The following is a 13,828-nucleotide window of genomic DNA, read 5'->3' as shown; positions in this document are numbered from 1 at the left end:
GTATTTCAAATACACATTAAAGGTCGGTACGCCGGCCGCCCCGTGCAAAGGCCCCCAATGTCCACCCTGCTCACCCTGGAAGAACCCGCCGCCGACGGCGCCGCGCGGCCGAACTGGCGCGCCTTCACCGAAATGGGCTTCCGCCCGTTGTATCTGGCCGGCTGTTCCTGGGCGCTGGCGTCCGTGCTGCTGTGGGTGTTCGCGCCGGCCCGGCTGGCCGGCGTGCTGACCGCCATGCCCTGGCACGCGCACGAGATGCTGTGGGGCTTCGTGGCCACCATCGCGGTCGGCTTCCTGCTGACGGCGGGCGCCAACTGGACCGGCCGCAATCCGCTGCGCGGCGCGCCGCTGGCGGCGCTGTGCGCGGTCTGGCTGGTGGCGCGCGGCGCCTACCTGGCGCCCGGCATGACGGCGTTCACCCTCGCGGCCGCGGCCGACCTGCTGTTCTTCCTGTGGGCCGCCGCCGCGCTGGCGCGCGCCGTCTGGATCACGCGCAACCGCCGCAACTACGGCGTGCCCCTGCTGCTGCTGGCACTGGCCGCGGCGCATGCGCTGTACCTGCGCGCCGCCCTGGCCGGCGATTACGTGGCGCTGATGCGCTACTTCAACACCGGCCTGCTCGCCATGGCGGTGCTGACGCTGCTGATCGCGCGCCGCGTGCTGCCGTTCTTCGCCAAGCGCGCCGTGCAGGGCCTGGAGATTCCGCCCCACACCCGCAGCGGCCATTGGCAGCTGGGCGCCGGCGTGCTGGCGATTGCCTGCCTGCTGGCCGGCGCGCCGCGCGCCGCCGCGCTGCTGCTCGCGGTCACCGGCGTCCTGGCGCTGGCGCAGTGGCTGGCCTGGAAGCCCTGGGCCGCGCGCCGCGTGCCGCTGCTGTGGATCCTGTACGTGGGTTATCTGGGCCTGGGCATCGGCCTGCTGGCGGGCGCGGCGCAACTGGCCGGCTACGTGGCGCGGCCAGCCTGGCCGGCGCACGTCATCGGCGTGGCCGGTTTCTCGGTGCTGATCATCGGCATGGCCACGCGCACGGCGATGGGCCACCTGGGCCGGCCGCTGCGCGCCGACCGCAGCATGGTGCTGAGCTACGCCCTGGTGATCCTGGCGGCGCTGCTGCGCCTGGCCGCCCTGCTGCCAACCGGCGCCACGGCGGGGTTGCTGCACGCCTCGGCCTGCGCCTGGGCGCTGGGGTTCGGCCTGTATCTGTGGCGCTTCTTCCCGTGGATGATCCGGCCGCGCGCGGACGCCGCGGCCAAGCCGGCCGCGCCGCTGATGAAGATCGTGCCCGCCGGGCCGCGCCGGGCGCCCTGAGATCCGGGCGGCCCCGGCCTCAGCCGCGCGCTTCGCGCCGGCGGCTCGCTTCCAGTTGCTTCTTCATGGCCTTGAGCCAGGCCTTGAGCTGCTGCATGTCGACGAACTGCGACAGCTCGAACTCCAGCTCGCCGATGTAGTCCTGCACATCGGCGATTTCCGCCTCCAGGTCTTCCATCAGGTCGGCCGGGTCGATCGGCTGCTCCGGATCGAAGCGGTATTCGGCCTTGAAGTCGCGCTCGAACGCGGCCAGCTCGCGGTTCAGCGCGGCCAGTTGTTCCCGCAGCACGGGAATGGCCTGCGCGAGCGTGTCCTGGGGCACGCCGTCCAGGCCATCCGGCCCCAGCGCCAGCAAGGCCTCGGCCTGCGCCAGCGCGTCGGGCCCGAACGTCGCCGCGGTGGCGGGCGCGTCTGCCTGGGCCTGCTCGGAGGCGGCCATCTCGGCCATCTCGGCCGCCTCGGCCTCGCGTTCCTCGGCCACTTCGGCGTCGATGTCGGAATCGCTGTGCTTGCGGTAGACCGCCTTCAGGCGCTCGACGTCGCATTCGGCCGGCGTGCTATCCAGCAGGATCGAGAACAGCGTCTCCTGCCCCAATTGCGCGGCGATCTCGGACACCAGTTGGCGTTCCGCCTTGGTCAGCTCCTTCTGCTTGGCGGCATGGTCGAAGCAGAACACCAGCCCGGCCTTGAGCTCGATCTCGGTGACCTCCAGCGGCGCCAGCACCTCGGCATGCTTGCCCTGGTACTCGCGCGCCACGGTTTGCCACAGCTGCAACGCGGCGCGGTCGGTGCGCAGCGCGTCGATCAGCGCGGCGGCGGAGGTATTTTCTTGCATGGATGAAACCCTATGAGCGGCCCGGCGTGCGCCGGGGCGGAAACTGGCTGGAAAACCGTATTATCCCCGTTCACAGCCCTTCGCCCCAGGCGCTGGCCAAACCCCGTAGCGCCGCCGCCGGGTCGGCCGCCCTGGCCTGCTGGTCGCGCAGGCGGCAGATCTCCGGATCGCGCTCGAACAGGCCGCGCGCATGGACGCGGGCCAGCTCGGTCAAGCCGGCGGTCTTGGGTTGGCGGATCGCGGTGAAGGCGCCCAGCGCCGCCTCCAGGTCGCGTGGCCCGGCCGCCAGGCATTGGCCCAGATGCCAGGCATCCTCCAGCGCCTGGCAGGCGCCCTGGCCCGAGGTCGGCAATGGCGCATGCGCGGCATCGCCCACCAGCAGCACATTGTCCCGGTGCCAGACCGCCGGCGTGTCCAGGTCATGCACGGCGATCAGGCGCACGGCGTCGGCGGGCGTCGCCTGGATGATGCGCGCGACCGGCGCGGCCCAATCGGCGAAAAGGCCGGCGACCTCCGCGCGCGGATCCGCCCCCTGCCCGGCGGCGGACAGCGGCCGGACCTGGGCCCCCGCCCAATAGACCAGATCCGGCCGCACCGCGACGCAGCCGAAACGCTCGCCGACGCCCCAATAGTCCTGGATGGCGATGTCATCGGCCAGGCCCGGCGCCGACGCGACACCGATCCAGTTCACGAACCCTTGGTACACCGGCGTGTTGTCACCCGTGACGAACCGACGCGCCACCGAGTCCATCCGGCCATCCGCGCCGATGAGCAGGTCCGGCCGGATGGCGGCGCCATTGCCGAACCGTGCGGTGGCGCGGCCATCATCGCCCGGCTCGATCGCCACGGCGCAGTGGTCATACTCGACCGTGATGCCGGCACGCGCCGTGTGCGCCAGCAGCGCGGCCAGCAGGTCGCGGCGCAGGATCGTATGGGTCGGGTAACCCATCAGGCGATCCAGCGCGGTGATGTCGAGTCCCCCCAGGGCATTGCCCGCGGGGTCGTAACGGCGCATCGCCACCGGCTTTCCCCCCAGCGCCGCGATGTCCGGCAGCAGGCCGAGCCGGTCGAGCACGAACCCCGCATTGGGCCATAGCGTCACGCCGGCCCCCATGGCGGCCGGCGCGGCGCCGCGTTCGTAGACCCGCGGCCGATGCCCCGACCGATGCAGCGCGAGCGCCACGCTCAGGCCGGCAATCCCGCCGCCCAGTATTCCGATGTCCATGCTGAATTCCTGTTCAAATTCCGCGTGCCGGCCCGACGCCGCACACAGGATCCGCATCGTAGATTCCGCCGGATGCGAGAACTAGTATGGAAAAATGGGTTCCTTTCATATCTCAAACGGGATAATCATGGGCCAGGCCCTGGATCTGAACAGCGTTCGCGTCTATGCGGCGGTCGTGGATGAACAGAGTTTCGCGGGCGCGGCGCGGCGTCTGGCCATGCCCTCATCGAACGTCAGCCGCCATGTCGCGGGACTGGAGCGGCGGCTGGGCGTGAGGCTGCTGGAACGCAGCACCCGCCACCTGCGCATGACCGAAGCCGGCCAACTGCTGTACCAGCGGGCCAAGCCGCTGCTGGATAGCCTGGCCGCCACGGAAGAGGAACTGGGCGCCGTCCGCCAGGCGCTGCGCGGGCCGCTGCGCCTGTGCATGCCCGGCGAAGCGCCACGGCTGCTGGCGCCGATCCTGGCGGAATTCTGCGACCGTCATCCCGGCATCGACCTGGCCTGCGACACCCGCCTCGACGGCATCGACGCCCTGCGCGAGGATGTCGATCTGTCGATCGTGTTCCATCGCGGCCGCCAGGACGACAGCAGCCTCATCACCCGTGAACTGGCCATCCTGCCCAGCATCGTCGTCGCCGCGCCGGCGCTGCTGGCCCGCGTCGGCGCCCCGCGCCAGGCGCGCCAGCTCAAGGCGCTGCCCTGCATCACCACCCTGAGCGCGCTCAAGGGCATGCCGTGGCAATTCGTGGACGCGGCCGGTGACATCGTCAAGGTGCCGGTGCGCAGCCGCTACCGCGTCAACAGCGGCGAACTGGCGCTGGTGGGCGCGCGCCAGGGCATCGGCTTCGCGATCCTGGCGGCCGCCTCATGCCAGGAAGACCTGGCCACCGGCCGCCTGCGCGAAGTGCCGTTGGACCTGCAACCCGCGCCGCTGCAATTGCTGGGCGTCTACAGTCACCGCCAGTCGGTCAGCGCGCGGGCCCGGGCGCTGCTGGATCTGATCCAGCAACGCCTGGCCGAGGTCGGCCTGGGCCCGGCCGCCGCGCCTGCGCCGCAAGCATAGGGGTCCCTGACCCGCCCGGGTTCAGCCCATGGCCGGCTCGGCGCCGGGGATCAGCGGGATCTCGCACTTGAGCAGCACCGCCCGGACCTTGTGCAGTTCGGCCGCATGGTCATGCAGGAAGGTCCGCAGCACCGCTTCGCGGTCGATCAGCTCGATGCATTGCGGGTGTTTCATGTGGGTGACCTCCGGGTGATGATGGCTCAGGCGTTCGCCCGCCAGGTAGCCGGACTGGATGGGGTGCAGCACCGCCTGCTGGATGCCGGCGCGGCGCGCGGCGTTGATCAGGTGGTGGGCCAGCGCGGGCGCGCTCAGCCGGTGCCAGAAGCGCGTGGCCCGGGCCCGGGCCGAAATGGGAAAGTACAGGCGCAGCGCGGTCAGGTCGGTCGTCATCGGGTCAGGTCCTCGGGTCATTGTTCAGGGGTGCGCGCCACGGACTGCTGGCGCAGCCGCTTGCGGTACGCGCCCAGTTCCGACAGCCGCAGTTCCCCGGGCAGCGCGCGGTGCTTGGCGTGTCCCACGCGCTGCGCGCGGTAGATGCCGCTGTGTCCCGAGAACAAATAGGCCGCGATGCAGGCGATGGCGGCGAACGGCGCGATGTCCGGCCCGAACAGCTCGATCGCCATGACGATGGTGGCGATGGGCGTGTTGGCGGCGCCGGCGAACACGGCGACAAAGCCCAGCCCGGCCAGCATCGAGAACGGCAATTGCAGCAGCGGCGCCAGCGCGTTGCCGAGCGTGGCGCCGATGTAGAACAGCGGCGTCACCTCGCCGCCCTTGAAGCCGCTGCCCAGCGAGGCCACGGTGAACAGCAGCTTGCCGGCGAAGTCCCACGGCGCCGCCGGCTGCTGGAACGCCTGCACGATCGAGGGGATGCCCAGGCCGATGTAGCGATAGCCGTCGGTGGCCCACACCGCCGCCGCGATCACCGCTCCGCCCGCCAGGGGCCGCAGCGGCGCGTAGGCGATATGCCGCTTCATGAAAGCGCCGATGGCGTGCGCGCTGTTGGCGAAGACCATGCCGATCAGGCCGAACAGGATGCCCGCCACCACCACGCTCAGCACGCTCACCAGGCCCAGCGGCGCGACCTGCGACACCGCATAATGGGTGTGGTGGATGCCCAGGGCCTGGCCCACCTGGTCCGCCGCGATCGCCGCGACCACGCAGGGAAAAAGCGCGTCATAGCGCATGCGGCCGATCGCCAGCACCTCCAGCCCGAAGATGGCCCCCGCCAGGGGCGTGCCGAACACCGAGGAAAAGCCCGCCGCGATGCCCGCCATCAGCACGATCCGCCGATCCTCCGGGCGCAGCCGCAGAAGATGCGTCAGTTGGTCGGCCAGCGCCCCGCCCATCTGCACCGCCGTGCCTTCGCGGCCCACGGACGCGCCGAACAGGTGCGAGATCACCGTGCCCCCCAGCACCATGGGCACCATGCGCAGGGGAATGACTTTCTTGGGATCGTGGATCTCGTCGATGATGAGGTTGTTGCCCGCTTCCACCGGACGCCCCAGGCGCAGATAGCACCAGCCGACGAAAAAGCCCGCGACGGGCAGCAGCCAGATGAGCGCCGGATGCGCCAGGCGGGTGGCGGTCGCCCAATCCAGGGCGTGCAGGAAAAGCGCCGAGGCGGCGCCCGCCAGGCAGGCGACGATGAAGGCGATGACGAGCCATTTGCCGATGTACGGCAGCAGTTCCAACTGTTCCAGGCGGGAGGGGCGAGACATGGTGTTCCGGGTCCGAGGATAAAAACTCCCCTGAATCCACCAGGCTGCGGGATGCGTCGGGCGCGGGCAAGAAAACCGCGGACGCAAAAAATGCCTACAGCCCCGGCGGTGCCAGGGATCTGTAGGCATCATCAGCCGCGCAAGGCGCGCGGCGGTTGGTGGAGGAATGCCATCTCCGACGAACGGACGAATGCTAGCAGCCCGCCAACGGCGAGGCAAGCGCGTCGCGATGCGCCCGCCGCGCGGCAGGCCGGCCGCGCCGCAACCTGACAGAAAACTGATTCCAAAACGCTAATAATTATTATTCAGATAGAATCCGTCCTGTCCCCAACTTTCCGTCCCCGGCAGTACCAAGATGTCCCTGCCCCCTTCCGTGGGCGCCGCCTCCTCGCGCCAGCGCCTGGTGCTGGCCGCTCTCCTGGCCGTGGCCGCGCTGGCCGCGTGGGCGCTGTGGCGCTACGCCCTGCAAGGCCCCGCGCCCGCCGCCATTCCCAATTACGGCCAGCAACCGGTTCCCGTCGGCATCGCCGCCGCGCGCAGCGGCCCGCTGCCGCGCGACCTGCACGCGCTGGGCACGGTCACGCCGCTGGCGCAGGTGGTGCTGCGCAGCCAGGTCGACGGCCAGTTGCAACGCCTGCACTACACCGAAGGCCAGGCGGTGAGCCGCGGCCAACTGCTGGCCGAGATCGACCCGCGCCCCTACCAGGCGGCGCTGGCGGCGGCCGAAGGCGAACTGGCGCGCGTCGAGGCGCTGCTCGGCAATGCCGAGATCGACCTGCGCCGCTACCGGCAGCTGGCGCGCCAGGAAGCGGTGGCGGGCCAGCAGCTGGACACCGCCGAGGCCCAGGCGCGCAGCTACGCCGCGCAGCGCCAGCGCCTGGCGGCCGGCGTCGCCGACGCCCGCCGCCTGCTGGCGCAGACCCGCATCCAGGCGCCGCACGACGGCCGCATCGGCTTTCGGCGCGTGGACGCCGGCAACCACGTGCGCGCCGCCGACGCCAATGGCCTGGCCACCCTGGTGCAGACGCGCCCGATCTCGGCGCTGTTCTCGATTTCGGAGACCCATCTGGACCTGCTGCGCCAGGCCCAGGCGCAGGCCGGCGACGCCGCCCTGCAGGTGCAGGCCTGGGACGCCGACGAACGCCGCCTGATCGCGCTCGGCACGCTGCAGGCGCTGGACAACCAGATCCACGCCGCCAGCGGCACGGTCAAGCTGCGCGCCCTGTTCGAGAATGCCGACGAGGCGCTGTTCCCGAACCAGTTCGTCAATATCCGGCTGGCGCTGGCGCGGCAGGAAGACGTGCTGTCGATTCCCACGGCGGCGGTGCAGTACGGCGCCGACGGCGCCTTCGTCTTCGTCATCGATGACGACCAGCGCGCCACCCGGCGCGACCTGACGCTGGGCCGCGCCAACGCCGGCCGGGTCGAAGTCCGCTCGGGCCTGGCCGCGGCCGAGCGCGTGGTGGTCGAAGGCGTGGACCGCCTGCATGACGGCCGCGACGTGCTGATCGTGGAAACCCAATGAGCCTGTCACGTCCCTTCATCCTGCGGCCGGTCGCCACCTCGCTCCTGATGCTGGCGCTGCTGCTGTCGGGCATCCTCGCCTGGCGCATGCTGCCGGTGGCGGCGCTGCCGCAGGTCGACTACCCCATCATCCAGGTCACCACGCCCTATCCGGGCGCCAGCCCCGACGTCACCGCGCGCGCCGTGACCGCGCCGCTGGAGCGCCGCTTCGGCCAGATCCCGGGGCTCAAGCAGATGTCGTCCTCCAGCGGCAGCGGCATCTCGGTGATCACGCTGCAGTTCTCGCTCGACGTCTCGCTGGGCGTGGCCGAACAGGAGGTGCAGGCCGCCATCAGCGCCAGCGGCTCGCTGCTGCCGTCCGACCTGCCGACGCCGCCGGTGTACCGCAAGGTCAACCCGGCCGACGTGCCGATCCTGACGCTGGCCGTGACCTCGGATTCGCTGCCGCTGCCGCAGGTCTACGACCTGGTCGACACCCGCATGACGCAACGCCTGGCGCAACTGTCGGGCGTGGGCATGGTGAGCCTGGCCGGCGGCCAGCGGCCCGCGGTGCGGGTGCAGGCCAACCCGATGGCGCTGGCCGCGCGCGGGCTGCAACTGACCGACCTGCGCGAGGCCATCGCCAAGGCCAACTCCAACCAGCCCAAGGGCAGCTTCGACGGCCCGGTGCGCTCGGTCATCATGGACGCCAACGACCAGCTGCAAAGCGCGCAGGAATACCGCGACCTGATCGTGGCCTGGCGCAATGGCGCGCCGGTGCGCCTGGGCGACGTCGCCACGGTGGAGGACGGCGCCGAGGACCGTTACCTGGCCGCCTGGGTCGACCGCCAGCCGGCGGTGCTGGTGAACATCCAGCGCCAGCCCGGCGCCAACGTCATCGCGGTGGCCGACCAGGTCAAGGCGCTGCTGCCGCAGCTGACCGCCAGCCTGCCGGCGGCGGTGCAGGTGCGGGTGCTGACCGACCGCACCGAAAGCATCCGCGCCTCCGTGCGCGGCGTGCAATGGGAGCTGGCCTTCGCCGTCGGGCTGGTGGTGCTGGTGACCTTCCTGTTCCTGCGCAACCTGCCGGCCACGCTGATCCCCAGCCTGGCGGTGCCGCTGTCCCTGATCGGCACGTTCGGCGTGATGCATCTGGCGGGCTTCTCCACCAACAACCTGACGCTGATGGCGCTGACCATCGGCGCCGGCTTCGTGGTCGACGACGCCATCGTCATGCTGGAGAACATCGCCCGCTACCGCGAACAAGGCCACAGTCCGATGGCGGCCGCGCTCAAGGGCGCCGGGCAGATCGGCTTCACGCTGGTGTCGCTGACGCTGTCGCTGATCGCCGTGCTGATCCCGCTGCTGTTCATGGAAGACGTGGTCGGCCGGCTGTTCCGCGAATTCGCCATCACGCTGGCGGTGGCCATCCTGATCTCGCTGGCGGTGTCGCTGACGCTGACGCCCATGATGTGCGCGCGCCTGCTGCCGCCGCACGCCGAGCGCCCGCCCGGCCTGCTCGACCGCCTGCAGGCGCGCTACGCCGGCTGGCTCGACATCACCCTGCGCCACCAGCGCCTGACGCTGCTGGCGATGCTGGCCACCGTCGTGCTGACCGGCCTGCTGTACCTGGCGGTGCCCAAGGGCTTCTTCCCGGTGCAGGACGGCGGCGTGCTGCAAGGCGTGACCCAGTCGGCGCAAAGCACCTCGTTCGAGGCCATGTCGCGGCGCCAGCAGGCGCTGGCGCAACGCCTGCTGGAAGATCCCGACGTCGCCAGCCTGTCGTCCTTCATCGGCATCGACGGCATGAACGCCACCCTCAACACCGGCCGCCTGCTGGTCAACCTCAAGCCCTGGAGCGAGCGCGGCGCGCCGCTGGCCGACATCATGGCGCGCCTGGACGCCCGCGCCCGCCAGGTGCAGGGCATCTCGCTGTTCCTGCAACCGGTGCAGGAGCTGAACATCGAGGATCGCGTCAGCCGCGGCCAGTACCAGTTCACCCTGACCTCGCCCGACAGCGCGCTGCTGGCGCGCTGGAGCCACGCCCTGACCCAGCGCCTGGCCGCCGCGCCGCAACTGGCCGACGTCTCGTCGGACCTGCAGGACGGCGGCCGCCAGGCCTACCTGGAGGTCTCGCGCGACGCCGCCGCGCGGCTGGGCCTGACCATGGACGACGTGACCCAGGCGCTCTACAGCGCCTTCGGCCAGCGCCAGGTCGCCACCCTGTTCACGCAGTCCAACCAGTACCGCGTGGTCCTGGAGGTGGACCGGCGCCTGGCCGCCAGCCCCGAGGCGCTGGAGCGCATCCACCTGAAAACCGCGGACGGCCAGCCGATTCCGCTGGCGGCGCTGGCCACGGTCAGCGAGCGCGCCGTGCCGCTGGCGGTCAACCACCTGTCGCAGTTCCCCGCCGTCAATTTCTCGTTCAACCTGCCGCCGGACGGCTCGCTGGGCGCGGCCATCGCCGCCATCGAGGCGGCGCGCCAGGACATCGCCATGCCGCCGAGCGTCGAGCTGCGCCTGCAGGGCGCGGCGTCCGCCTTCCAGGCCTCGCTGTCCAACACCCTGTGGCTGATGCTGGCGGCCGTGGTCACCATGTACCTGGTGCTGGGCATGCTGTATGAAAGCGCGATCCATCCGGTCACCATCCTCTCGACCCTGCCGTCGGCCACGGTGGGCGCGCTGCTGGCGCTGCTGCTGACCGGCCGGCCGCTGGACCTGATCGCCGTCATCGGCATCATCCTGCTGATCGGGCTGGTCAAGAAGAACGGCATCATGATGGTCGACTTCGCGCTCGAAGCCGAACGCAGCCGCGGCCTGGCGCCGCGCGAGGCGATCCGCGAAGCGGCGCTGCTGCGGCTGCGGCCGATCCTGATGACCACGCTGGCGGCGCTGTTCGGCGCCCTGCCGCTGATGCTGGCCACCGGCTCCGGCGCCGAGCTGCGCCAGCCGCTGGGCTGGGTGATGGTGGGCGGCCTGCTGGTCAGCCAGGTGCTGACGCTGTTCACCACGCCCGCCGTCTACCTGTTCTTCCACCAGCTGGGCGCGGGCCGCCGCAAGGCCGCGCCCGCCGCCGCGGACCGGCCGGCGCCATGATCCGCGCGCTGCTGCACCGGCCCGTCGCCTGCATCTTCCTGGCGCTGGCTCTGACGCTGCTGGGCGCGGTGGCCTGGCGCCTGCTGCCGGTGGCGCCCCTGCCGCAGGTGGACTTTCCCACCATCGAAGTGCGGGCCAATCTGCCCGGCGCCAGCCCCGAGAGCATGGCCAGCACCGTGGCCGCGCCGCTGGAACGCGCGCTGGGCGGCATCGCCGGCGTCAGCGCCATGAGCTCCTCCAGCAACCAGGGCGCCACCCGCGTGCTGCTGCAGTTCGCGCTGGACCGCGACATCAACGCGGCCGCGCGCGACGTGCAGGCCGCCATCAACGCCGCCCGCGCCGAGCTGCCGTCCGGCATGCCCGGCAACCCCACCTACCGCAAGGTCAACCCGTCGCAGGCGCCCATCATGGCGCTGGCGCTCAGCTCGCCGACGCGGCCCGCCGGCCGGCTCTACGACCTGGGCGCCACGGTGCTGGCGCAGAAACTCTCGCAGATCGTCGGCGTCGGCGAAGTGACGCTGGGCGGCAGCTCGCTGCCGGCGGTGCGGGTGCAGGTCAACCCCAACGCGCTGGCGCACTATGGCGTGGCGCTCGACGACCTGCGCCAGTCCATCGCCAACGCCGCCCCCATGGGACCGCAGGGCCAGCTGGACTCGGCCGACCAGCGCTGGGAGGTCGGCACGCCCGGCCAGCCGCGCACGGCCGACGACTACAACGGCCTGATCGTGCGCCACCAGGACGGCGCCACCATCCGGCTGGCGCAGATCGCGCGCGTCAGCGACTCGGTCGAGAACCGCTACAGCAGCGGCTTTCACAACCACGACCCGGCGGTGGTGCTGACCATCAGCCGCCAGCCGGGCGCCAACATCATCGAGACCATCGCCGCCATCAACCAGGCCCTGCCCGGCCTGCGCGCGCTGATGCCCGCCGACGTCGACCTGACCGTGGTGCTGGACCGCTCGCCCGGCATCCACGCCACGCTGCGCGAGGCCCACGTGACGCTGGGGCTGGCGGTCGGGCTGGTGATCCTGGTGGTATGGCTGTTCCTGGGCAGCGCCCGAGCCGCCGCCATTCCCAGCGTGGCGATCCCCGTGTGCCTGATCGCCACCTTCGCCGTCATGTACCTGTGGGGCTTCTCGCTCAACAACCTGTCGCTGATGGCGCTGATCGTGGCCGCGGGCCTGGTGGTGGACGACGCCATCGTGGTGCTGGAGAACATCTCGCGCCACCTCGAGCGCGGCCTGGGTCCGCGCCAGGCGGCCCTGCGCGGCGTGCGCGAGGTCGGCTTCACGCTGGTGGCGATGACGCTGGCGCTGTCGGTGGTGTTCGTGTCGATCCTGTTCATGGGCGGGCTGGTGGAACGGCTGTTCCGCGAGTTCTCGATCACGCTGGTGGCGGCCATCCTGATCTCGCTGGTGGTGTCGGTCGCCATCATTCCCAGCCTGTGCGCGCGCTGGCTGCGCCCGCCCGCCGAGGCCAACCCGCGGCCCTCGCGGCTGCGCGCCGCATTCGCCCGCGCCCACCAGTGGTACGGCGCGTCGCTGGCGCGGGTGCTGGGCCACGCCCGCCTGACCCTGCTGCTGCTGGCCGCGGTGGTGGCGCTGAACGCCTACCTGTACGCGCAGGCGCCCAAGGGTTTCCTGCCGCAGCAGGACACCGGCCAGCTGATGGGCTTCGTGCGCGGCGACGACGGCTTCTCGTTCCAGGTGATGCAGCCCAAGATCGACGTCTACCGCCAGCTGGTGCTCAAGCATCCGGCGGTGCAGGACGTGATCGGCTACAACGGCGGCAGCCTGGGCATCAGCAATTCGCTGTTCCTGATCCGCCTGAAGCCCGTGGCCGAGCGGCGCGAATCCTCGGCCCAGGTGATCGACTGGCTGCGCGCCAACGCGCCGCCGGTGCCGGGCGGCATGTTCTTCCTGAACGTCGACCAGGACCTGCGCATGCCGGGCGGCTTCGGCAATTCCGGCGACCACGAGCTGGCCATCATGGCCAGCGACGTGCCGGCGCTGCGGCAATGGTCGCGCAAGATCTCGCGCGCGATGCGCGACATTCCCGAGCTGCGCGACGTCGACGCGGTGGGCGACGCCGCCACCCAGCAGGTGGTCATCAACATCGACCGCGCCGCCGCCCAGCGCCTGGGCGTGGACATGCGCACCATCGCCAGCGTGCTCAGCAATTCCTTCAGCCAGCGCCAGGTGGCGACGCTGTACGACCCCATGAACCAGTACCGCGTGGTGCTGGAGCTGGATCCGCGCTACACCGAGGACCCCGAGGTGCTCGAGCGCGTCCAGGTGGTGGCGGCCGACGGCAGCCGCGTGCCGCTGTCGGCCTTCGCCACCTACGAGCACGGCCTGGTCAACGACCGCGTGTTCCACGACGGCCTGTTCGCCGCCGTCGGCGTCGGCTTCTCGCTGGCCGAGGGCGTCTCGCTGCAGCAGGGCCTGGCCGCCATCGACGCCGCCATGGCGCGGCTGATGGTGCCGGCCCACATCCAGACGCGGCTGGGCGGCGACGCCCGCAGCTTCCAGCAGAGCCTGCAGGACCAGCCCTGGCTGATCCTGGGCGTGCTGGTGGCGATCTACCTGGTGCTGGGCATCCTGTACGAAAGCCCGCTGCATCCGCTGACCATCCTGTCGACCCTGCCCTCGGCCGGCGTCGGCGCGCTGCTGGCGCTGCGGCTGGCCAATATCGAATTCAGCCTGATCGCGCTGCTCGGCCTGTTCCTGCTGGTGGGGGTGGTGATGAAGAACGCCATCCTGATGATCGACTTCGCGCTCGGCCTGGAACGGCGCGAGGGCCTGACGCCGGAACAGGCCATCCACCGCGCCGCCATGCTGCGCCTGCGCCCCATCGTCATGACCAACCTGGCCGGCCTGCTGGGCGCGCTGCCGCTGGTGCTGGGCATGGGCGAAGGCTCGGAACTGCGCCGGCCGCTGGGCGTGACCATCGTCGGCGGGCTGATGATCAGCCAGTTCCTGACGCTGTACACCACGCCGATCGTGTACCTGGCGCTGGAGCGGCTGCGGCTGAAGGTGGCCGGGCGGCGCGCCTGACCCGCCCGTCCGCATCGC

General features: G+C 71.2%; 9 protein-coding genes and 1 riboswitch. Of the genes, 5 read left to right on the top strand and 4 right to left on the bottom strand.

Annotated features, from left to right (window positions below; all coding sequences use genetic code 11):
- The first annotated feature begins 57 nt into the window (after positions 1–57).
- Positions 58–1,308, top strand: coding sequence for an NnrS family protein (locus AOZ49_RS09995; RefSeq protein WP_054475042.1), 1,251 nt, complete (start codon positions 58–60; stop codon positions 1,306–1,308).
- A 19-nt stretch (positions 1,309–1,327) separates the two neighbouring features.
- Here AOZ49_RS09995 and AOZ49_RS09990 read toward each other — a convergent pair whose 3' ends face one another.
- Together AOZ49_RS09990 and AOZ49_RS09985 are read right to left on the bottom strand one after the other, a co-directional pair.
- On the bottom strand, positions 1,328–2,143 hold the full coding sequence (locus AOZ49_RS09990; protein WP_054475040.1) for a hypothetical protein: 816 nt from the start codon (positions 2,141–2,143) through the stop codon (positions 1,328–1,330).
- Between the two features lie 70 nt (positions 2,144–2,213).
- A complete protein-coding gene (locus AOZ49_RS09985; protein WP_054475154.1) occupies positions 2,214–3,368 on the bottom strand; it encodes an FAD-dependent oxidoreductase in 1,155 nt (384 codons plus the stop codon).
- A 127-nt stretch (positions 3,369–3,495) separates the two neighbouring features.
- Here AOZ49_RS09985 and AOZ49_RS09980 point away from each other — a divergent pair, with 127 nt between their 5' ends.
- Positions 3,496–4,434, top strand: a complete 939-nt coding sequence (locus AOZ49_RS09980; RefSeq protein ID WP_054430602.1) for a LysR family transcriptional regulator — start codon at positions 3,496–3,498, stop codon at positions 4,432–4,434.
- A gap of 21 nt (positions 4,435–4,455) precedes the next feature.
- Here the strand turns inward: AOZ49_RS09980 and AOZ49_RS09975 are convergent, their stop codons facing one another.
- The gene (locus AOZ49_RS09975; protein WP_054430603.1) at positions 4,456–4,824 is read right to left on the bottom strand and encodes a DUF190 domain-containing protein; all 369 of its coding nucleotides are present in this window, start codon (positions 4,822–4,824) and stop codon (positions 4,456–4,458) included.
- A gap of 17 nt (positions 4,825–4,841) precedes the next feature.
- Positions 4,842–6,155 carry a voltage-gated chloride channel family protein gene (locus AOZ49_RS09970; protein WP_054475038.1) on the bottom strand — a complete coding sequence of 438 codons (1,314 nt, stop codon included), beginning with the start codon at positions 6,153–6,155 and terminating at the stop codon, positions 4,842–4,844.
- 115 nt (positions 6,156–6,270) lie between these two features.
- A riboswitch (Fluoride riboswitch) is annotated at positions 6,271–6,341 on the bottom strand.
- A gap of 169 nt (positions 6,342–6,510) precedes the next feature.
- Here AOZ49_RS09970 and AOZ49_RS09965 point away from each other — a divergent pair.
- Genes AOZ49_RS09965 through AOZ49_RS09955 form a run of 3 tightly spaced genes read left to right on the top strand, consistent with a single transcriptional unit; the run spans position 6,511 to position 13,810 of the window.
- Positions 6,511–7,680 (top strand): efflux RND transporter periplasmic adaptor subunit, encoded by a 1,170-nt coding sequence (locus AOZ49_RS09965; RefSeq protein ID WP_054475036.1) that lies wholly within the window; start codon positions 6,511–6,513, stop codon positions 7,678–7,680.
- Positions 7,677–10,754, top strand: a complete 3,078-nt coding sequence (locus tag AOZ49_RS09960) for a multidrug efflux RND transporter permease subunit (protein ID WP_054475034.1) — start codon at positions 7,677–7,679, stop codon at positions 10,752–10,754. Before AOZ49_RS09965 ends, AOZ49_RS09960 begins: the two co-directional genes overlap by 4 nt.
- Positions 10,751–13,810 (top strand): efflux RND transporter permease subunit, encoded by a 3,060-nt coding sequence (locus tag AOZ49_RS09955; RefSeq protein WP_054430607.1) that lies wholly within the window; start codon positions 10,751–10,753, stop codon positions 13,808–13,810. The genes AOZ49_RS09960 and AOZ49_RS09955 overlap by 4 nt, the downstream gene beginning before the upstream one ends.
- Positions 13,811–13,828 lie beyond the last annotated feature (18 nt).

The organism is Achromobacter sp. 2789STDY5608615 (assembly GCF_001298995.1).
In the GTDB taxonomy this organism is placed as follows: domain Bacteria; phylum Pseudomonadota; class Gammaproteobacteria; order Burkholderiales; family Burkholderiaceae_B; genus Achromobacter; species Achromobacter insuavis.
The sequence above is the reverse complement of the archived record's forward strand: the minus strand, read 5'-3'. Positions and strand labels throughout refer to the sequence as shown.